The sequence below is a fragment of the Halodesulfovibrio sp. genome (genome assembly GCF_015482765.1).
In the GTDB taxonomy this organism is placed as follows: domain Bacteria; phylum Desulfobacterota; class Desulfovibrionia; order Desulfovibrionales; family Desulfovibrionaceae; genus Halodesulfovibrio.
Genome location: NZ_JADMLB010000011.1, coordinates 33558 through 55714 on the forward strand (window position 1 = coordinate 33558; position 22157 = coordinate 55714).

20 protein-coding genes are annotated in these 22157 nt (G+C 46.0%); 17 read left to right on the top strand and 3 right to left on the bottom strand.

Going from position 1 to position 22157, the window contains the following annotated elements:
* Window positions 1-10: 10 nt before the first annotated feature.
* The 3 genes from QZY95_RS01535 to QZY95_RS01545 all read right to left on the bottom strand — a co-directional run bounded on the left by QZY95_RS01535 (window position 11) and on the right by QZY95_RS01545 (window position 2985).
* Window positions 11-451 (bottom strand): 4Fe-4S dicluster domain-containing protein, encoded by a 441-nt coding sequence (locus tag QZY95_RS01535; RefSeq protein WP_290918435.1) that lies wholly within the window; start codon window positions 449-451, stop codon window positions 11-13.
* A gap of 2 nt (window positions 452-453) precedes the next feature.
* Complete coding sequence (locus tag QZY95_RS01540) at window positions 454-1977, bottom strand: glutamate synthase-related protein (RefSeq protein WP_290918438.1); 1524 nt, start codon at window positions 1975-1977, stop codon at window positions 454-456.
* A gap of 252 nt (window positions 1978-2229) precedes the next feature.
* Window positions 2230-2985 carry an alpha/beta fold hydrolase gene (locus QZY95_RS01545; protein ID WP_290918440.1) on the bottom strand — a complete coding sequence of 252 codons (756 nt, stop codon included), beginning with the start codon at window positions 2983-2985 and terminating at the stop codon, window positions 2230-2232.
* 142 nt (window positions 2986-3127) lie between these two features.
* On the opposite strand from QZY95_RS01545, the gene QZY95_RS01550 reads away from it, so the two are divergent.
* From QZY95_RS01550 to QZY95_RS01630, 17 genes are all read left to right on the top strand, one after another.
* Window positions 3128-4453, top strand: coding sequence for an amidohydrolase (locus QZY95_RS01550; protein ID WP_290918443.1), 1326 nt, complete (start codon window positions 3128-3130; stop codon window positions 4451-4453).
* Between the two features lie 342 nt (window positions 4454-4795).
* A complete protein-coding gene (locus tag QZY95_RS01555) occupies window positions 4796-5077 on the top strand; it encodes a PxxKW family cysteine-rich protein (protein WP_290918446.1) in 282 nt (93 codons plus the stop codon).
* Window positions 5078-5321: 244 nt separating this feature from the next.
* Window positions 5322-6551 carry a M20 family metallo-hydrolase gene (locus QZY95_RS01560; RefSeq protein WP_290918449.1) on the top strand — a complete coding sequence of 410 codons (1230 nt, stop codon included), beginning with the start codon at window positions 5322-5324 and terminating at the stop codon, window positions 6549-6551.
* 414 nt (window positions 6552-6965) lie between these two features.
* Entirely contained in the window at window positions 6966-8846 is a 1881-nt protein-coding gene (gene mnmG, locus QZY95_RS01565; protein ID WP_290918453.1) for a tRNA uridine-5-carboxymethylaminomethyl(34) synthesis enzyme MnmG, read from the top strand.
* Between the two features lie 295 nt (window positions 8847-9141).
* The gene (locus QZY95_RS01570) at window positions 9142-10197 is read left to right on the top strand and encodes a hypothetical protein (protein ID WP_290918456.1); all 1056 of its coding nucleotides are present in this window, start codon (window positions 9142-9144) and stop codon (window positions 10195-10197) included.
* Between the two features lie 128 nt (window positions 10198-10325).
* The gene (locus QZY95_RS01575; RefSeq protein WP_290918459.1) at window positions 10326-11162 is read left to right on the top strand and encodes a hemolysin family protein; all 837 of its coding nucleotides are present in this window, start codon (window positions 10326-10328) and stop codon (window positions 11160-11162) included.
* Between the two features lie 138 nt (window positions 11163-11300).
* Entirely contained in the window at window positions 11301-12815 is a 1515-nt protein-coding gene (gene lnt, locus QZY95_RS01580) for an apolipoprotein N-acyltransferase (protein WP_290918462.1), read from the top strand.
* Between the two features lies 1 nt (window position 12816).
* Window positions 12817-13933 (top strand): peptide chain release factor 2 gene (prfB, locus tag QZY95_RS01585; RefSeq protein ID WP_290918464.1). Its coding sequence is split into 2 segments (ribosomal slippage): window positions 12817-12891 and window positions 12893-13933, totalling 1116 coding nucleotides; the frame shifts between segments, so codons are not numbered across the junction.
* The gene (locus QZY95_RS01590) at window positions 13914-14771 is read left to right on the top strand and encodes a GGDEF domain-containing protein (protein WP_290918466.1); all 858 of its coding nucleotides are present in this window, start codon (window positions 13914-13916) and stop codon (window positions 14769-14771) included. The genes prfB and QZY95_RS01590 overlap by 20 nt, the downstream gene beginning before the upstream one ends.
* Before the next feature lie 14 nt (window positions 14772-14785).
* Window positions 14786-15604 (top strand): MinD/ParA family protein, encoded by an 819-nt coding sequence (locus QZY95_RS01595; RefSeq protein ID WP_290918468.1) that lies wholly within the window; start codon window positions 14786-14788, stop codon window positions 15602-15604.
* A 97-nt stretch (window positions 15605-15701) separates the two neighbouring features.
* The gene (locus QZY95_RS01600; protein WP_269449366.1) at window positions 15702-15998 is read left to right on the top strand and encodes an HU family DNA-binding protein; all 297 of its coding nucleotides are present in this window, start codon (window positions 15702-15704) and stop codon (window positions 15996-15998) included.
* Window positions 15999-16562: 564 nt separating this feature from the next.
* Window positions 16563-17405 carry a diaminopimelate epimerase gene (gene dapF / locus QZY95_RS01605; protein ID WP_290918472.1) on the top strand — a complete coding sequence of 281 codons (843 nt, stop codon included), beginning with the start codon at window positions 16563-16565 and terminating at the stop codon, window positions 17403-17405.
* A gap of 49 nt (window positions 17406-17454) precedes the next feature.
* Window positions 17455-18333 carry a 4-hydroxy-tetrahydrodipicolinate synthase gene (gene dapA / locus QZY95_RS01610; protein WP_290918475.1) on the top strand — a complete coding sequence of 293 codons (879 nt, stop codon included), beginning with the start codon at window positions 17455-17457 and terminating at the stop codon, window positions 18331-18333.
* 166 nt (window positions 18334-18499) lie between these two features.
* Window positions 18500-20410, top strand: coding sequence for an AMP-binding protein (locus QZY95_RS01615; RefSeq protein WP_290918478.1), 1911 nt, complete (start codon window positions 18500-18502; stop codon window positions 20408-20410).
* Window positions 20411-20412: 2 nt separating this feature from the next.
* Window positions 20413-20880, top strand: a complete 468-nt coding sequence (gene dtd / locus QZY95_RS01620; RefSeq protein WP_290918481.1) for a D-aminoacyl-tRNA deacylase — start codon at window positions 20413-20415, stop codon at window positions 20878-20880.
* Window positions 20881-21204: 324 nt separating this feature from the next.
* The gene (locus QZY95_RS01625) at window positions 21205-21549 is read left to right on the top strand and encodes an STAS domain-containing protein (protein WP_290918484.1); all 345 of its coding nucleotides are present in this window, start codon (window positions 21205-21207) and stop codon (window positions 21547-21549) included.
* 14 nt (window positions 21550-21563) lie between these two features.
* The coding region (locus tag QZY95_RS01630) for a FapA family protein (protein ID WP_290918486.1) at window positions 21564-22157 on the top strand (594 nt) is incomplete at its 3' end.

Consider the following 22157-nt stretch of genomic DNA (forward strand, 5'->3'; position numbering starts at 1 on the left):
GCTCCTGCTATCAGCGAGATTCGTAAACCAGTGCGTTGTTTGGACAGGCTTCCACACATGCTGGGATGTCGCGGCCTTCGCACAGGTCACATTTAATAATCTTACCCTTAGTCACATTGCGGCGAACCGCGCCGTAAGGGCATGCCATCAGACATGACCAGCAACCAACACACTGTTCTTCGTTGTAACAAGTGCGTCCTGTTTCCTGATCCTTGTATAACGCGCCGGAAATACAGGCGGATACACAAGATGGATTGTCACAATGGCGACAACTGAGAGCTACAGAGATCTGACCTTTATCGTAAACTGCCTTACAAGGCTGTAAACCTGAAGCCACTTCTTCTTTAGCGGCAATAACAACATCCTGACTTGCAGAATGAGCTGTTAAACAGGCAACCTCACAAATGTGGCAGCCAATACAGACATCTTTATTCGGATAAACCCTACGCATATCTACCGTCCTGCGTGTTTAACGCCGAGAATGTCCAGCTCAGTTTCGTTAAGACCAAGACCACGCAGCTTATCGCGGTTACCACGCAAGCTTTCAATGGAGTTGAGTCCCATACCGCCGAGCATTTCCTGAATCTCGTGTCCCCAAGCGCGGACAAGGTTAGCAAGACGCTTAGCAGCAACTTCTGGGTTCTGACGTTTTTTGAGACGTGCTTCGTTGGTAGCAATACCCCAAGGACATTTACCAGTGTAACAACGTCCGCAAAGAGTACAGCCCACAGAAACCAAGGCAGCTGTGCCGATGTAAACCGCATCCGCACCAAGTGCGATTGCTTTAATTGCATCTGCGGAGCAGCGCACACCGCCCGCTACAACCAGTGATGCGTGGTTACGAATACCTTCGTCACGTAAACGGTTGTCTACAGAAGCAAGAGCAAGTTCCATCGGGATACCTACGTTATCGCGGATCATGGTAGGAGCAGCACCTGTACCGCCTCTGAAGCCATCGATAACAACAATATCTGCACCTGCGCGTACAATACCGGAAGCAATCGCCGGAGCGTTATGTACTGCCGCAATTTTTACAGATACTGGAACCTTATATTCTGTGGATTCCTTAATTGCGTAGATAAGCTGAAGTAAATCTTCAATAGAATAAATATCGTGGTGAGGCGCAGGAGAAATCGCATCTGAGCCGACCGGACACATACGGGTTTTAGAAACCTCTTCGTCGATCTTTTCACCCGGCAGGTGGCCGCCGATACCCGGCTTAGCACCCTGACCGATTTTAATTTCTACTGCACTACCAGCGTTCAAGTAATCTTTATGAACACCAAATCGGCCTGATGCTACCTGTACAATGGTATTGTTACCATATTTGTACAGATCAGGGTGCAAACCACCCTCACCAGTGTTGTAAGCAATACCAAGCTCTGTTGCTGCCATTGCCATTGCCTTATGAAGGTTCAGGTTAATTGAACCAAAGGACATAGCGGAGAACATAAGCGGGTAGTTAAGCTTAAGCTGCGGTCCGATTTTAGTAGTAAGTTTCGGCCCTTCAGGAGTTTCCTCAAAGCTCACCTGATCCGGCTTGGAGCCGAGGTAGGTGGTCAGTTCCATTGGCTCGCGAAGCGGGTCAATAGACGGGTTGGTTACCTGACTGGCATCAAGCTGAAGGTTGTCCCAGTAGATTGGCTTGTTGGCAGGAGACCCCATGCCGGAAAGCAAAATACCACCAGTATCGCCCTGCTTGTACACGTGCTTCATGTAGGTTGGAGTCCACAACGCGTTGTCTCTGAAGTCTGCCGGATTTTTCTTAATAGTAAGACAACCGGTAGGACAGAATGCTTCACAACGGTGGCACCCTACACATTTAGTATGATCGTGGCTTACGCACTGACGAGCATCATCCCAGTAGTGGGCTTCATACGAGCACTGACGCACACAAACTTCGCAATTGATACAGCGATCGTTTTCACGATCAATAACAAAGTCGCTAAAATTCTGGCTTATAGGCTTAAACAGCAAAATAATCTCTCCTCGTGACACAAAGCGCCCGCGCGCGTCATTCGCATTTTTTCTGAGCTAAATCTTCAACATTGGTCAGTTACCACTAGCTGGCAACTGCCATGGATTATATTTAGCTAAAAACGCTCAAATTTGTCAAGATTGTAATATTTAGTTTTTAAGCACAGCACATTTTTTCATTTTTTCAGTGTTAAATCATATACTTATTATATGTTTTGACAATTTTGTTATTAATTTGAATATGCATTAGATTTACAATTTTGTAGAAACTTGCTCTTTCACGAACTTTCTAACCAACTCGCACACCTTTCCTGAGGTCTCAATATGCGTCGTAATCACGTGATGTCCTGTAACTTTTTCCTCAATACGCAATAATTTGACTGTAATCTCCTTTGAAGCAACTTTTTTTGCGATTAAAAAAACATTTCCTAAAGGGACACTCTTATCTGTTGGGGCTTGAATCACGGTAATTGGGGCAGTTATCGCACTTACCTCATTACGCACTTTCTTTACCCCCTTCATAAGCTCATGTAATTGTTGCATACTTACAAATTCGTCATATCCTACCCATGGAGCCGTTTGTGTGTGCTCATCATCACGCTTTCCAAGAGAAAAAATTGGCTTAAAATGCTTCACAATGGGGGTAAACGGAATCCGCCAGTCTTTCATCTGCCACGGAAAGTATGAATACAGGTACAAAGGGGCTGCCAGAGGAACCACACCTGCCACAGGATATTTTGATGCTAAGTGTAATGCCAAAGTGCCCCCCATGGAAAGCCCGATCACAAAAACTGCATCAACTTCTTTTGCCAGCGCTTCGTATTCTTTTTCCGCAGCCCACTCCCAGTCTGCCCAGCCCGTAGTTTGAAAATCTTCAAAGGTTGTTCCGTGACCGGGTAACATTATATTACGAACAACATACCCATCTGCTTCCAACGGAGCGACAAGCGGCTCCATCTCAAATGTACTTCCTGTCCAACCATGAATGAGCAAGCAACCTACTTTCATTTTCAACCTTCGTATTCCGTACAATTTATTGATTAATTAAAAAAAATTATGATGTTAAACACTGACAAGCGCCTTGTTTATGCTCCAACAATACACTACAGTGGCACACCCACAATGTAGGATGATAATGAGGAGTTTTCGAATGCAATCTTGTGACACTTTACTATTCGCAGAGATCATCGTCACACAGGACGAGTCACGTGCTATCATATATAACGGCGGCATCGCAGTTTCTGATGGAAAAATCGTGTGTATCGATTCCGCCGACACTATTCGCGCTCAATACACGGCAGACAAAACACTGGAGCTTGGCAACTCCCTGCTTATGCCGGGTCTTATTAACAGCCATACCCATGCTGCTATGACGCTGCTGCGAGGTGCCGCAGACGACCTGCCGCTTATGGACTGGCTCAATGACCATATTTTCCCTGTTGAGCAAGGACTGACCGCAGAAAAAGTAGAGCTTGGTGCCCTGCTCGCATGCGCTGAAATGACACGTTACGGCACCACATCTTTCTGCGACATGTATCTGATCGAAGATGCAACATATAAAGCCGTAGATCAATCCGGATTACGTGTTCTGGGCGGCGAGGCTATGTTTATGTTCCCGTCTCCGGCGTATCCTGATTTCGAAGCGGGCATCAAATTGGTTCGCGAACTGGAAGCCAAGTGGAAACATAATCCGAGAATCAGACAATCTGTTATGCCGCACGCTGTCTACACCTCCACTCCGGAAATCCTTACCACATGTCGCGAGGTGGCAGAAGAACTCGATCTACCGATTCATATTCATCTTGCTGAAACTCCGGCAGAGACCAAGGCGTGCATAGAAAGCTTCGGCAAACGCCCTGTAGAATATGCTCACAGTCTCGGTTTATTAAGCAGCCGCACAACTATTGCCCATGCTGTCGACGTGACTGACGATGAGATCGCCCTGCTTGCCGAAACAGGAACAAACGTTGCCCATAACCCTGAAAGCAACATGAAACTTGCTTCCGGTATGGCTCCAATTGAAAAAATGCTCCAACAAGGCGTCAATGTGACACTGGGGACGGACGGTGCTGCATCCAACAATGCGCTCAACATGTTTACAGAAATGACATCCTGCGCGTTTCTACACAAAGTGCAAACACTGGATCCAACCGCAGCCACAGCTCAATCCGTATTGGATATGGCTACCTGCAACGGTGCAAGGAGCATGGGACAGGCGGATCTTGGCTCTTTAGCAGTTGGAAAGCAGGCAGATATTATTGCTATAGACCTCACACAGCCTAACCTGCTGCCGATGCATACCCCTGTTTCTCAACTTGTATATGCAACAACAGGAGCAGAGGTTCACATGTCCATGGTGGCAGGTGAAATCCTCTATCAGGACGGCAAATATTTAAAAATTGACTACCCTGCCCTAATTGATGCTGCAAAAGATGTTGCTAAATGGGTACAAAAGAAGATACAGAAGCGCAGCTAACTGAATAAAACAGCGTTAGATATCGATACGCAGCACACTGCTGCACACAGTTTAGGTTATGATTTCAACGCCATGGCGGGCTGTTACAGTAAAGAAGACAAGCTCTATCGCAGGATGACTGCGTGCTGACTTTGTCCTTTTGTTGTGCCGTGCGATATATTTCCCTGTTCTCGGTTATGCAAAAATTTCTTGGTTAATGACCTGAAGAAACTGCCTGAAGGCTTTTTCTAAATACACTGACCATTTGTTTTTTAGTTGACTTTTTGTCAAAAAAATATAATTGGACATCGCTTCAAAGATAATATGCGCGCGTAGCCCGCGCGACCCCAGGAGGAAATTAATATGAGTGCTAAAGCTGTAAGCTTCGCCGATGCAAAAATGACTGAAGAAGGCATGCTCTTTAACGGGTTCGTATGCCAGCCAGTGGTCGAACAGTGTGAGGGCTGCGAGCGCACCGGTGAGTTCGAAGGCCAGACCTACTGTAAAAGCTACGCAACACCATCTACCAAATGGTCACTTGGTGCTTGCAACTTTGCTACACACGTTAAAGCTACTGTAGACAAAGAAGGTAAGGTTAAGATTAACCCACTTAAAGCTTCCAAACGTGCCGCTCGCGGTCGTTAATCAGCTATATTTTGGTTAGAGAGGGGGAAGGTTGGATTACAACCTTCCCTTTTTCTTTTTCAGGAAGAGAGAATTACACGCACTGTACCGGCTGATTCAAAAGCCACTTCTACTTTTCTTTATAAAAAGTAATGACAGCAAAGCTTGCTATCTTCAAAAAACAATGCTCGTAATTCTCACTTCCTGAACATATATTGTCAGGCAACATACTTTCTTAACCACCATTCCCTGACGGAGAATCCCCATGAGCGAACAGCTTCTTGCGTTTCTTGATGACCAGCGTGACCTTGTAATTGAATTGCAGAAAGAAATGACTGCACGACCTGCCTTATGCCCTACCAGCGGCGGACAGGGTGAAAAAGACAAGGCAGACTACCTTCTGAGCTGGCTTAAAGAAAACAACATTACTGATGTCGAAGAAATGCGCGCTCCGGACTCCCGCGTTAATTGCGGCTACCGCCCTACAATTATCGCTCGTATTCCGGGTAAATCTGAAAAAACTCTCTGGATCATTGGTCATACAGACGTTGTTCCAACAGGCGACCATGATCTGTGGGAAAGCGATCCTTGGACTTTGCGCGTTGACGGCGACTACATTTACGGTCGTGGCGTAGAAGACAACCAGCAGGCTATTGTTTCCGGTCTTCTCGTTGCCAAAGGTCTTGTGGATCACAACATCACACCGGAATACACTCTCGGTCTCATCCTCACTGCCGACGAAGAAACCGGCAGCAAGTACGGTCTTGAGTACGTTGTTGAAGAACGCCCTGACCTGTTCAAACAAGACGATCTCATTCTCGTTCCAGACATCGGCGACGCTGAAGGAACCATGATTGAAGTCGCAGAGAAATCCATTCTCTGGCAAAAAATTTCTGTAATCGGCAAGCAGTGCCACGGCTCTACCCCGTCTGAAGGCATTAACTCCCTTGAAGCTGCTTCCGCTTTCATTCTCAAAGTAAAAAAACTTCACGGTATTTTTGATCGTGTTGACAATCTCTTTGATCCACCTATTTCTACTTTCACACCGACCAAAAAAGAAGCAAACGTTCCAAACATCAACACAGTTCCAGGACTTGATGTTTTCTACGTAGATTGCCGCATTCTCCCTGGATACGACCTTGATGATATCCGCAAGGAAATGAAAAAACTCGGTGACGAAGTAATTGAAGAGTACGGTGTAACAATCAGTTACGAAGAAGATCAGGCTAACCAGTCCTCTGCACAGACTCCAGTGGATTGTGAAGTTGTGACCAAACTCGACCGTGCTATCAAGAAAGTTTACAATGTAACACCACAGCCGAAAGGCGTTGGTGGTGGTACTGTTGCAGCGCATCTGCGTGATGAAGGACTTAATGTAGCATGCTGGAGCAAGCTCATTCCTAACGCTCACGTACCAAACGAAAAAAGCCGTATCTCTTGCAACATTGGTGACGCTAAAGTTATCGCCACCATGCTGTTTGATACTACCAACTAAGTAAGAACGTTTATATTGCCTTCGGCAGGTCTTTTGTGCCTCCGGCGGCTGGGGAAAACCTTTCTGTAGAAAGGTTTTCCCCAGACCCCTTTCCAAAGACTTTTACCTGCGAGTCTACCTGCTTTTTTACGAAGCACTACGGCTTATGCACCACAACCTTGGTGATAGTAAGCTAGCTCCCACGATTGGTAGTTCTTATTAAGTTCTCCGACGTGTTAGCAAACAGGACTTTCTGGCTAATAAGAGTTTTTGGAGAGTCCAGAGAAACTTTTTTTCAAAAGCGATAGCCGTTCTCGAAGAATGAGAGATTACGGATAGCGACAGTGAAACAGATTTTCTGGCCGCCGGAGGCTCGTTGAAGACAAAGCACTGCAGGTTCGCCGAAGGCATATTTATATAACAAAGATAAAAATTATGATAAAAACACCCCCTCCAGCTATTTTTGATGTCATTGTAGTAGGCGCTGGTCACGCAGGTGCGGAAGCAGCAATGGCTGCAAGCAACCTTGGTATGACCACGTTATTGCTGACGATCAACTTGGATCACATTGGCGCTTTGTCTTGTAACCCAGCTATCGGCGGCTTAGCCAAAGGGCACATGGTTCGCGAGATAGACGCATTAGGCGGCATGATGGGGGTCTGGGCTGACCAGTCCGGTATTCAGTTCCGTACACTGAACACCAGTAAGGGGCCGGCTGTACACGCAACTCGTGCACAGATTGACCGTGACGAATACATGCGTGTTGTAAAACGCGATATCTTTGCACAGGAAAACCTGTGGGTATGGCAGGACACAGCACATGAGCTGTTGACTGAAAACGGACGCTGTACCGGCATACGCACACAGCTTGGTCAGGAATTTGCGGCAAAGACCGTCATCATTACTACCGGCACATTCATGCGCGGTCTCATCCATGTGGGACTCAATAACTTCTCCGGCGGTCGCCTCGGCGATCCCGCAAGCAGTGGCCTTTCTGAGTCCTTAAAAAGCGTGGGATTGGAACTTGGTCGACTGAAAACCGGCACAGTACCGCGCATCCTTAAAGACAGCATCGATTTCTCTGTAATGGAACCACAACCAGGCGACAACCCACCGCCTCCGTTCAGTTTCCGTACAAAAGAAATCCCTCTTCCGCAGTTGCCTTGTTACCAGACTTGGACAAACGAAGAGACTCACGAAATCATCAAAACAGGTTTCGACCGATCTCCGCTGTTTACGGGCGTCATTGACGGAACCGGAGCGCGTTACTGCCCTTCAATTGAAGATAAAATTGCACGCTTCCCTGATAAAATCCGCCACCAGATTTTTGTAGAACCTGAAGGACTCAACAGTCCTGAATGTTACCCGAACGGCATTTCTACAAGCCTTCCTTTAGACATCCAGAAGGCCATGCTCAAGACTATTCCGGGACTTGAGAATGCACAGATCATCCGTCCGGGATATGCTATTGAATACGATTACGCGAACCCTACCCAGCTGCGCCCTACCTTGGAAACCAAAGTACTTCCGGGCCTGTACCTTGCAGGTCAGGTAAACGGTACTTCCGGATATGAGGAAGCTGCTGCACAGGGGCTTTGGGCTGCGCTCAACGCGTACTGTTCTTTAACTGGACGCGATCCATTCATTCTTGGTCGCGATCAGGCATACATCGGCGTTCTCATTGATGATCTCGTCACCAAAGGAACCAAAGAACCGTATCGTATGTTCACCTCACGCGCGGAGCATCGCTTACTCCTGAGAGAAAGTAACGCTGATATGCGCCTGACTGAAATCGGACGCAATGTAGGACTTGTCAAAGATGATCAGTGGGCTATGTTTGACGCAAAGCGTGCAGCACTTTCAACACTGCTTGAAGAGCTTGAAGAGCGCCGCATTAAACCTGATGCATCTGTTCGAGCTATTTTTGACGAACTTAACGAGGCACACCCTTCCAAGAGTCTCACACTTGCTGAAGTATTGCGCCGTCCAGCGTTAAACATCAATGACCTGAAAGCATTCTGGCCTGAAATTGCAGACTTTGCAGAAGATGCCAAAAAAGAAGCTCAGGTTGTTGTAAAGTATGCCGGCTACCTGAAACGTCAGGACGAGCTGGTTCAGCGCTTCAGCCGCATGGAAAGTGTTCCTCTTCCAGCAGACCTTGACTACACAGAGGTTGCAGGTCTGACTCGTGAAGTAGAGGAAAAACTTGCAGCCGTGCAGCCTTTGAACCTTGGACAAGCATCACGTATTTCCGGTGTTACTCCGGCAGCAATTTCCTGCCTTGAAGTTCACTTGAAGAAGCTCGGCAAAATTTAGCTACAGACAAAGAAAAAACAGCCACCAATTGGTGGCTGTTTTTTTTGACCTTTTTATGATTCTACGTAATGGTAACTCACCTTTTTTAGCACTCCCAGCGGACACACAATAACTTGGTGCTTTTTTTGCATTTACCGTTTCATTTCCACTATATAATTTCTATTCATGAAAGAGTGTTTGCGTTATTTCCCGAGCAAAGAACAACTCTTTTCACTTTATTATATTTTAGGTATGTACTTTTGAGCTCTGTCTCAATGTAATTTTGTGTCAACCCAGTATAAAAGAAGAGTATTACGTGTCCTATCTCTCATTCAGCGCCTCCACAAGTACTAGCTTCTTTACCCAAATAGGGAAGAACTTCTCTGCGTCTTCTTTTCGTACAGAAACGGCTCTGTTCACCGTGTACGGTTTACTCTCTGTTGTTGTTCTTCTCATAGCAGTCATCATCTTTATGTGGTTCAAAAACCGCAAAAATACAAAGTATGTACCGCATGACTGGGTTCTGCACCCCGCACATATTTCCAACACACTCAAAATGGCTCGAGACGAGCATGAAAAATTTGAGGTTCAATTCCATTCCAAAGGTGAAAAGCGCCGCTCTACTTCTTGCCTGCTCACAAGCATTAACAAAGAAAATGTCACCATTGAGTGCAGTGGAATCAGCAACCTACAAAGTTCATGGGTGGGTAAAGACGTAGACTGCTACTTTCAGGTTCGTAAATCCAGCACCGGAAACAACTTCTTCATGTTCACCTCACCGATTATCGGCATTAGGGGCTGTACAGATGGCACAGCCATACTTAACTTAAAAGCTCCTAACAAACTGGAACAGCGGCAAAAACGAGCTTCTTTGCGAATTTCTCCGCCGAGCCAGTATATTATGGGACTGGCAGTATGGTCTGCACCTGACGAAATTTCAACGAAAGGTACATTAGATATCCGCCAGTGGGGACGCCCTGTGCTTACCTATTTACCGGAAAAAAGTTTCCAAATTACCTTGGAAAATATTTCCGCGGGCGGCATGAAAGTTCGTATCCCGAGATCTGAGGTAAAAAAATGCAATCTGGAATTCTCCATTGGTGACAAGCTGTTCACGCTTCTCGACTTATGGGATCCGGACACAGGACAGCGCGTACGCTACTGGCTACTGTGCAGAATTCAAAACCCGTTTGTTGACTTTGTAACCCATGATGCCGAGCTGGGTATGCAGTTCCTCTTTACAGCCCAGCCGGATGCAAAAAATCCTGCAGAATTACGATGGGTTGAAGAGCCTATCGGTTCCAGCCTTGAAAGTATCGGTAACTGGGTTATGCGCAGACATCTTGAGCTATACCGCGAAAAAGGAATTTAGCTGACAGTTGGCAAGCTGTGAAAACTTGCAAGAGCGCATCCAATGCTTGCACAACACTAAACTCATCGGTACAGTACAGAATATGTATAGTGCCCCATTTTATAGTAACTTTAAAAAGGAGACCCATCTTGGACGGAGGTTCTGAGAGTCGATTGTGGAACGTACTTGGAAATCTTTTCAGTAAAACAACTGAAGAGGACGTTGAAAAAGCCATTATCGATGCCCGTGAGGAAGGCGAGCTTGAAGCTGAAGAAGGTTCAATGCTCCTCAATGTACTCTCACTTGATGAAACTCAGGTTCATGAGATTATGGTTCCTCGAACAGACATTGTCTGTACTGAGACAACCACATCCATTGGTGACCTTGTTGAACTCATTGTTGAATCTGGACATTCACGAATCCCGCTGTATGAAGAAAACAGGGACAATATCGTAGGTCTTATTTACGCAAAAGACCTGCTCATTCATCTGTACGACCCTACATTGCGTGATACTCCGCTTGTAAGCTTTATGCGCAAGCCGTTTTTTGTACCGGAAACAAAAATTGTAACAGATCTGTTACAAGAGTTTCGAACACGAAAACAACATCTGGCGATTGCTGTTGATGAATATGGTGGAACTTCCGGTCTCATCACCATTGAAGACATTCTCGAAGAGATTGTCGGTGAAATTGAAGACGAATACGATACTCCTAAAATAGAAGACATTCGTGCTACTGAAGACGGGAACTACATTATAACAGGTCGTGCAGCTCTGGATGATGTAAGTGAAGAACTTACCATCACGCTGGAGTCTGAGCAGGTTGAAACGCTTGGTGGCTACCTTAGCGAACTTGCCGGTCATGTACCGCAATCAGGCGAAAGCTTTCTTTTGGCAGGATACCACTTCACAATTGAAGATGCTGATGCCAAACAAATTAGGCTTATTCGTACAGCCAAAGCTGATGAGGCTGCGGAAAGTCAATAGGTCTCTTACCGTAAACAATATACACCCTGCTTTGCAGGGTGTTTTCTTTTATCGCCGGTCAAAGTTTCAGAAGCAAGTGAGTATACACTGCAAATCTAGTACCTTGACCGCAACACAAAAAAACGTCAGGGTGCAGCAATGCTTCAATTTGCCCCATTACTTGCCATGGGTACGGTAGGTCTCGCCATTGGTTCTGCCAATACTATCTACCAGTTACCACCCCTTATCCTGCTCTTTCCCGCCTGTCTGTACCTTATAGGTATTCAGGCTGAATCGGGTTCAGTTGCATTTAGAAGAGGTTTACTTACAGGTCTGGCAGCATATACCGCCTGCCTATACTGGATTGCTGTTCCATTTGCAGAACAGACTGCCATGCCGTGGTATCTGGCTATTAGCGGCCCTGTCGCAGTATCTTTTGCAATGGGTCTTTATGCCGCTGCATTTTCACTGTTTTGCTATAAATTTTTGCGCAATGCCCGCCCCTGTTATGTCGGAGTCAGTACATTCTTCCTCTGGGGGACTCTGGAACTCGCTCGAGGTTTCGTCCTAAGCGGTTTTCCGTGGGCCTCCCTTGCTGCTGCCTTTTCCGATTGGCCAGCGTTTGTTCAACCGGTAAGCGTTATCGGTGCAGAAGGCTATTCTGCATTGCTTGCTGCCCTTGCCTGCTACATTACAGCTGCGATGATCGCCAGCTCAGTCAAGCATTCAGTCTCTGCCCTTGTGGCACTGGCTCTCCTTTTTACAAGCAGTTACTGCTCTTGGATACAGCCCGCTGACGCTACGGCGAACATTGAAATTGCTATGGTTCAGGGAAACATTGATCAAGGGGCAAAGTGGGATAAACGGTACATGCGCGGCACTGTGGAACGTTATGTCACGTTGAGTGAACAGGTTTTCAACCATCCGGTCGAGCTGGTGATATGGCCGGAAACCTCAATGCCGTTCTATCTCCAAAGTAACCGAGAATACTTACCACTGATTCGAAGACTTGCCATCACAAGCAAAGCACCGTATCTCATCGGCACTCCGGGATATGCAAAGGGAACTGATGGGCGAAAATACGATATTTTTAACCGGGCATATCTTATCGACTCCGAAGGATTGATGTTATCATGGTATGACAAAATGCATCTTGTTCCGTTCGGAGAATATATCCCATTCTATGTTCCATTTGCAGAAGAGCTTTTGCAAGGAACCGGAACGTTCCAACCCGGAACCGTGCATGAGCCTATTACTGTTGGAAATCTTGCATTGGGTGTACTGATTTGTTATGAGGCTACATTCACCGAACTTGCGCAAGATCGTGTAGAACAAGGTGCCAACCTGCTGGTTAACATCAGTAACGATGCATGGTTCGGAAAAACAGCCGCCCCTAAACAGCATCTGGATATGACTGTCCTGCGTGCTGTGGAACAGGGACGCTATGTTGCCCGTGCAACAAATACTGGCATTACAGCTATCATTGATCCAAAAGGGAATATCACAACGCAGGGTAAATCCTTCCGCGCTGACGTCATTTTCGGCACAGTGGGAACCCGAACAGGCTTTACGATTTATCACAGGCTGTTTTCTCTAATCCGTGCGTTGCTTATTGCCGGAGCTATAGCGGTATTAGCCTACTCCATTTATACAAATAAAAAGAAAGAAATATAGCATGCTTCAATTAGCAGATTTAAGAACAAAGAGTAACGCTTTAACAGAACAGTTCAACTCCTTATGGAGGAGGCTTTGACCTCAAAGGCAATAAAGATCGCCTTGATGAAATTGAAAAACAGCTTTCCAGCCCCGGTGCATGGGATAATCCAGACAAATTAACACCTGTTCTACAGGAAAAAAGTCAACTTGAATCTCAAATTGACCGTCTGGAAACCCTTATGCAGGCTAAAGATGATTTGGCTGAATGGCTTGCGTTGGCTGAAGAAGATCAAAGCCCTGAAGTTCTTGAAACGCTCAGTGCGCAGACAGCACTTCTTGAAGAACTGCTAGAGCAGACAGAACTTAACTTACTGCTAAGCGCACCGGAAGATCAGAATGACGCCATTCTGGAAATCCATCCCGGTGCTGGCGGCACCGAAGCTCAGGACTGGGCAAAAATGCTCCTTCGCATGTATGTGCGCTGGGCAGACAGACATAAATTTAAAGTCGAATATCTCGACCTGCTGGACGGCGACGAAGCGGGCATTAAAAGTGTTACGCTACGTATTAAGGGTGAAAACGCCTATGGCTTCCTGAAGGGTGAAAAGGGAATCCACAGACTCATCCGTATTTCTCCGTTCGATTCATCAGGCCGTAGACATACTTCTTTTGCCTCTATTGATATTATTCCGGATGCAGGTAAAGGCATTACTGTTGATATCAAAGAAGGTGACTTACGTATTGATGTGTTCCGCTCAAGTGGCCCCGGTGGACAGAGCGTTAACACAACAAGTTCCGCTGTGCGTATTACGCATATTCCAACAGGCGTAACAGCACAGTGCCAGAACGAAAAGTCACAGCACGCAAATAAAGACACTGCATTGCAGATTCTTAAATCCCGACTGTATGAAATTGAACTGCGTAAAGTGCAAGACGAACGTCAGGCCGAATACGCAGGAAAAATGGATATTAGTTTCGGTAGTCAGATACGTACTTATACGCTTCAGCCATACCGTCTTGTGAAAGATCACAGGACAAACTCGGAGATCGGGGATGTTGATTCGGTTTTAGATGGAAAACTGGACCAGTTCCTGCGTGATTTCCTGCTTTATCTACATGCAGAAAAGACTACATAACATACGCACAGAAGGCCTTGAAAACCTGACAGCCGAACTGGACCAGCTTCGACAACTTATTGTGTCGCATGCACAGTCCGCCCCGATTGATATGGCTGATCAGCAATTAGCGCTTACTCGACTTGTGCCCGGTCTCACTATGGAAAGTTGGAATAAACTTTCTGAACGGTTCGGTCTTTCAGACTGGCTCGCGCTTGATTTGGATAACTCCACGTATTTTAATCTTGCGAACCTTCAGAAGATTATTGAAGACCTTACGCACAAATCCGAGCGTGATCCACTTACTGGATTATACAATAAACAGGCCTTTGAACATAAGCTCTCCATGGAGCTGCAAAGGGTAGAACGCAGTAATGGGCAGCTGAGTCTTGCTATTATCGATCTTGATGACTTTAAAAACGTTAACGACACCTATGGGCATGCCTGCGGTGATGAGGTTATCAGAACATTAGCAGATATGCTTGATGCCTCAACACGTGGATATGACCATGCGGCGCGCGTGGGTGGCGAGGAATTTGCACTCCTACTACCGGGTGCCGGTCCACTCAGAGCAAAAGCACTGATGGACAGACTCTGTTCAATGTTTGCTGACACGTTGATTAAATGCTCTGAAGCCGCCATTCAGTGCACCTTTTCTGCCGGTGTTGCGTCTCTGAAAGGACGCAGCAAAGCGACAGGTAAGGAGCTTTTTGAGGTGGCTGACAAAGCTCTGTATCAGGCAAAAAATGCCGGAAAGAACAGAGTGCGTGTTACCCGACAGCTTGTTGAATTCGAGTATGACCGCTCCACTATGGTGCATTCGAACGAAAAACAATTCCTTTTTTCTGGATCTAAATAAGGCAGTTACCCCGTATGAAACCCAACAATACTCTCACAATTTCTATCCTGAGCGGCAAAGGCGGCGTGGGTAAAACCAATATCGCTCTTAACCTTGGCTACTGCATGTACAGGGGCGGTTTCCCCGTCATGCTTATGGACTGTGATTTGGGTCTTGCCAACCTTGACGTTCTTCTCGGTGTTACACCTGATACCAACATGCAGAGTCTACTGGACACCGACACACCGGCTGATGAAGTTGCCTTCCCTATTGAACCGGATGGCTTTGACTTCCTTCCGGCTGCTTCCGGTGTACCTGAACTGGTAGAAATGGACAGCGACCTGCGGAACCTATTGTTCCAACGTCTTGATCCACTCTTTAACAACTACGAGTATCTGTTAATGGACCTTGGTGCAGGCATTACGCCTACAGTACTTGCCTTTGCAGCTATGACTCGTATTCGTGTTGTTGTTGTAACTCCAGAGCCGACTTCTTTAACAGACAGTTATGCTCTTATGAAAGTTCTCTCTACACAACACAACGTTAAGGACTTTTACATCATAGTGAATCAGGCTGAAGATAAATCCGAAGAAACAAGCACTTACAACAGACTTGCAACAGCCTGTGAACGCTTCCTTGGATTTACTCCTGAGTTTCTTGGTGGAATCTGTCAGGACAAAATGGTGCCTGAATCTGTCCGAAAACAAACTCCTTTGATGAAGAACGCTCCTAACAGTCGCGCTGCAAAAGACATTTTCTCTATTGCAGTAAAGTTACAGAAAATCAAAAAGAGTATGTTAGAAGACATTTCTAAATCAATTTTTACAGAAAATACGAGTGATATCAGCAATTAACTCTTGAATATTTAAACAGTTTGCGTCATAATGAATTATATCACACAGCTAGAAAGCACATACTTACATAAACATAAATCCAGAACATCTACGCTGTATTGTACAGTGGGAGTTGAGAATGAACAAAAGCGAACTGATTAAAACTTTGTCTGAAGAGAATAACATTGCTATTGAAGAAGCAACCATGATGGTTAACGTCTTTGTTGATAGCATGAAGGATGCACTTGCTGAAGGTAACCGCGTAGAAATCCGTGGTTTCGGCAGCTTCAAAATGAAAGAGTACGAAGGCTACACCGGTCGTAACCCAAAAACTGGTGAAGTTGTAACCGTACATCCTAAGCATCTTCCGTTCTTCCGCGCAGGCAAAGAACTTAAAGAGTTTTTGAACAGCTAAGCCTGTTTTATATATCTCTACGAAAGCGCAGACTTCGGTCTGCGCTTTTCTTTTTATCTACTGAACGCAGTTCACCCCCCTCTACACAGCCTTCACTTCCCCCTTCTTGAGCTCTTAAAGGCATCCTCCTGACACAACCATCCGTAAAAAGATGTAAACCATTAAAACAAGCTGAAAACGACTGCAAAATCGATTTTTGGAAAAATTCTTATTTCGAAGAAGAGATACGCTGCTTCACCAACACCTCCTGCCGCAAACTTTTTACCCTTTCCCGTTAGAGAGTGTGATTAATCCACGCATCATTGAAAACATTTTTACTCTGATGACGGTAACGGGTTGACCTTATGTCTTTTGTGCAGCAGAATCATAGGAGTAGATACCTTAAGCCGCCTGATGCTGCACACCATCGGACGTGCTTACACACACTATATTGATTTGAGGATGAATCTTTTCATCCATTTCCTGAGCTGTATATTGCTTTACCGCATCGGGAAATACGACGTAATGCTTTTAGTTGGGTGTTGACGCAGAGACGGGCACTTTCTGCCGACACCAGGAGTTCTCATGAATCCTACCATGGAGCACGTAGCTATTTATAAAATGCAAGGCTGCGGCAATGACTTTGTATTCATTGACAATCGGGAATACAACGTGCCTGTTTCGCATATGAGTGAGTGGGCTCAAAAAATCTGCCGCCGCGCTTTCGGTGTTGGCGCAGACGGGTTAGTTTTTCTTGAAGAGTCTGATGACACCACTCTTGATTACCGCTGGCATTTCTACAATGCCGATGGTTCCCGAGCAGAAATGTGCGGCAACGCTTCGCGTTGTGCGGCAAAACTTGCAGTCCAAATCGGCCTTGCCGGTCCTGTTCACACATTCGGAACAGACGCAGGCCCTATTCGTGCTGAATTTTGCGACGACGGTGAGATTAAAGTTGAACTCACACCGCCTCAAGGACTTGAATTAAACAAACCAATCACGTTGAAAGACGGTGACGACGAAATTCATTTCGTTAACACCGGAGTTCCGCATGCTGTTTATGTGGCAGAAGATGCATCCGCGCTGAATGTTAAAGAACTCGGCGCCCTTGTACGCTATCATGATGTTTTTGCCCCTGCAGGAACCAATGCGAACTTTATGAGTGTGATAGACCGCGAAAACGTACATCTTCGCACGTACGAACGCGGCGTTGAAGATGAAACTTTTGCCTGCGGTACTGGTGCTGTGGCTGGCGTTGTTGTAGCAAACGCACTTGGGCTTACCGGCACTAATGTACGTGTTAAGTCTTCCGGCGGAGAAATTCTGAGCATATCCATCGAAGGTGACAGTGTTTTCCTTAAGGGTAAAGCACTTGTTATTTACTCCGGCAATGCTGTGCTTGAATCACTCGGACTTACGTTAGACTAACACGACAAACCCGCTGCGGGCAGCACTTTTGCCCACATGAGGAGGCTATATGAACTTTACCGGAGCCTACACTGCACTGGTTACTCCATTTCGCGATGGCAAAATTGACGAAGAAAGCTTTCGTCAGCATATTGAATGGCAGATTACTGAAGGTATCAACGGGTTAGTTCCCTGCGGCACCACTGGCGAATCTGCAACCCTTACGCACGACGAGCATAAGGAAGCTATCCGAATCTGTGTTGATCAGGCAAAAAAACGCGTGCCGGTTCTTGCCGGTGCCGGTTCCAACAACACAAAAGAAGCTGTTCACCTCACCCAGTTTGCTAAGGATGCAGGTGCAGACGGCGTTCTTCTCATAAGCCCATACTACAACAAACCGACTCAGGAAGGCATTTACCAGCACTTCAAACATATTGCAGATACCATCAGTATCCCAATGGTGCTTTACAATGTACCGGGTAGAACCGGCAGCAATATTCTGCCTTCCACTGTTGCACGTCTTCATGAGGACATCCCTCAGATTGTCGGCATTAAAGAAGCTACAGGCAACCTTATTCAGGCGTCTGACATTATCGAACAGTGCGGCACTTCCTTAAACGTGCTTTCAGGAGATGACTTCACCCTGCTTCCACTGCTTTCACTTGGCGGTGCGGGTGTTATCTCTGTTGTTTCCAACCTTGTTCCTAAAAAGATGGCTGATCTTTGCAGCTCATGGGAAAAAGGCGATATTGCAACTGCACGCAAGCTGCACTTTGAAATGCAGCCGCTTAACCGCGCAATGTTCATGGAATCTAACCCTATTCCTGTTAAAACTGCTCTTGCTCTGCAAGGCAAGATGGATACGGATTTCAGACTGCCTATGGTTCCTCTTGCAGAAGAAAATCTGACAAGACTCAAGCAGATTCTGGAAGAAGCCGGTTTGCTTTAGTTGACGTAACACCATAGAATCTTAGTAAAGCCCGCAATGCGGGCTTTACTTTTTTATGAGGCAACCCTTTCCGCTACAGGGGTTGCACTATCGTTGTTGACGGGGTACTACACTGTTACAAAATGACGACTGAACATCATATCAACCTTAGCAATAATAATACGATATGAACGAACAGGATTTACCACTCGAACGCCCGTGGCTGGACAACTACGATCCGGAAGTACCGGCGAACCTGAAGTACAAGAATGCTTCTATCCCGAGCATTCTTGACGAAGCGGCGAAAAACACGCCGAAACGAAACGCTACAGTTTTTAAAAACTACAAACTTTCTTACAAAAAGCTTCACACACTTGCGGAACAATTTGCCGCGAACCTCCGTGAACAGGGTGTTAAACCCGGTGACCGCGTATCTATCATGATGCCGAACTTACCACAGACCATGATTGCATTTTGGGGAGTGCTCAAGGCTGGCGGTATAGTTGTTATGACCAACCCTCTCTACATGGAGAAGGAACTGGTTCACCAAATTCATGATTGCGGCGCAAAACACATGATCACGCTGGATCTTGTGTGGCCTAAGCTTGCTAAATTGCGTAAAAAGTTACCTATTAAAAAGTACTTTGTTACCCGTATTTCCGATGCGCTCAGCTTTCCGCTGAATATCGCCTACACGTTGAAAAATAAGTGGGAAAAAACGCACATCAATGTCCCGTACGACAACAAATCTGTACTTCCTTGGAAAACACTTTTCGCATCAAAAGAACAATTAAGTGTTCCTATCAAGGACCCTAAAAACTCTATTGCTCTGTTGCAGTATACTGGCGGCACCACTGGCATATCCAAAGGTGTTATGCTTTCTCACGCCAATCTTACCGCCAACGTTGAGCAATGTTATGCAATGTTGAGCGGCCTGTCTGATGAACATCATACGTTCCTCGGACTGCTTCCGTATTTCCACGTTTTCGGGCTGACCGTAAGTATGCTCTTCCCATGCGCTATGGGTGCTACTGTTATTCCGTTCCCGAGATATGTGCCGAAAGACGTGCTTGATGGAATTCAAAAATACAAACCGACCATCTTCCCTGGTGCTCCGTCTGTATATATTTCTCTCATGCAGCAAAAAAGCCTGCCTAACTATGACTTAAGCTGCATCAAATACTGTATTTCCGGCTCTTCTCCGATGCCGGTTGAACAGATGCGCCAGTTCAAAAAAATTACCGGTGCAAAGCTTCTTGAAGGTTTCGGACTTACAGAGGCTTCTCCTGTAACACATCTGAACCCATTGCATGGTGTTTCTAAGAACGGCTCTATTGGTTTGCCGTTCCCAGATACAGAAGCCCGTATTGTTGATATGGAAGTCGGAAGTGTTCCGTTGCCTACCGGCAAAATTGGTGAACTGATTCTTAAGGGCCCACAGGTTATGATGGGCTATTGGAACAGGCCAGATGAAACAGCCTCTACACTGCGTAACGGTTGGCTCTACACTGGTGACATCGCGACGATGGACGAAGAGGGATACTTCTACATTGTTGACCGTAAAAAAGACATGATCATTGTTGCGGGATACAACGTATATCCTCGAGAAATCGATGAAGTTCTCTACGAACATCCAAAAGTTCAGGAAGCAGTTACCGTTGGTGTTCCACACAAAACTCGTGGTGAAATCATTAAGGTCTACATTGTCCCGAAGGTTGGTGAAGAATTAACCAAATCTGAAATTCTTTCCCACTGTCGCGAAAAGCTGGCAAACTACAAGGTTCCGAAACAGGTAGAATTCAGAGACGAGCTTCCTAAAACAATTGTCGGTAAGGTGCTTCGTCGTGCTTTACGCAATGAAGAAGAACAAAAACAGGACAACAAACGTAAAGCTGCTGAAGCTGAACGGGAGTGTTCTGAAGCTGCTATAAAACAGGCTGAACCTGAAGAAGCTCATACCGCAGTTGCTGAAGAAGTGGCCACTGAAACGACTCAACAGGAACAAGTAGTAAACAATACAACACCAGTTGATGAGACTGTTTCCGCCACAAACGATAATGCTGTGGAAGCAACTGCAGAAACCAAGACAGTACAGTAACAATGAAACTTTTATTACAACGAGTAAAAAAAGGCGCCGTACACGTTGACGGAAAATGTGTCGGCTCTATTGATGCAGGTCTTGTTGTCCTTGTGGGCTTTGGTGCGCAGGACACAGAAGACATGCCTTCTTCTGCTGTATGGAATACCATGCTGCAAAAGATGATCGGGCTGCGTATCTTCTCTGATGATCAGGGGAAAATGAATCTCAGCCTTAAGGATACAGGCAACAGCCTGCTGCTGGTTCCACAATTTACACTCTATGCCGACAGCAGACGAGGAAGACGCCCTTCTTTTACAACGGCGTGTCCACCAGCCATTGCTACTAAGCTTTTCGACACCTTTGTAGAACATTGCAAAAAAGAGCTGCCAGATTCTGTTGAATGTGGAGTTTTTGGAGCAGACATGGATGTGTCCCTTACCAACTGGGGACCTGTAACCATAATGCTCGCCTCGGAAGACTTTGCCTAGCAAGCAATACAAAACAAAAAAAGCCGGCGACTGTGTCTCCGGCTTTTTTTGTGTCTTACGCCTTTTTTCCCGTTCGAACTTTCACACCCGAAAAAGTCTTCTCACTTTTCTCAGCAACCCTCTGTTTTCGAGGGAATAATCTATTTTTCCGACCATGCATAAATTGCAGTTAGACACGTTTTGTATTAGGAATTTCTTTACACGCCTGTAAGGTTACGGCGAAACGAACCGATATAGTTCTCATCAGCAAAGCGTTAGTGCCCACGGTAAGTTACTCCACGGCACTTGATACTTAGAAACTGGCATCAACAATTCGGGAACCATATGAATCCAGCAAAGACGTTCAGATTAGGCTCTGCGTTAGTTCTTCTCTATGAAAATGATCTGACACATGAAACATGCCAGCCGGTTAGGGAACACTTCGAGACTCTTGTAGCCGTTCAAGACTATCAACATGTTGTCGTGGATTTATCCTCACTGGGAACCATTGACGAATCCGGACTGCATCTGCTTGTCTACTTAACCTCAAGAGTTCGTGGACATGGGAAAATTTTGCATATCCTCTCTCCACCACGGCACTTTCTCGAACTACTTCAAAAAAAACAACTACTCCGTTTTTTTAATCTTTTCCGGAATGAGGACGATATGCTTTCTAGTCTTCCTCTCTAGTGGGATGCTTTCGTATGACTTACTATTTACGTCACTGCTTCGACCCCTTCTTCAATCACACTAAGCTCTCACCAGCTGCGGTATCCCGTGGGCGTGTGGATCACCATTGCCTTGGATATGTGCAGAACGTTGTTTCCGGACAAATTCTTGCGGAATTCGTTCCGGCACCGGAAAACACAGAGCTTCTCGATCCGCAATTCATTTTTGAAACTCCAGAACTTCCGGCTGGACCGAATACAATAGTAAATCCTGAAAACAATCTGCAACTTCTTGCCACACAAAACGGATATGTTTTTTATCATGAAGACCTTATTTCAGTAAAAAAATTACTGAATATTCATGGTGATGTGAATTTCAGCACAGGCAACGTTATCTATGTAAACGACCTGTGCGTACACGGAACAGTCAAAACAGGGTTTGAGCTTCAGGCTCGCAACATCCTTGTTAAAGACATTGTCGAAGGTGCTACCATCCGTACTCTGGATGCATTCACCGCCGAACGTGGCATCAAAGGCGCCAAATCCTGCTCAATTGACGCCGGCACCAACATTCGAGCCGGATTCTGTGAAAATTGCGAGTTGCAAGCCGGTAACGACATTTACATTGAA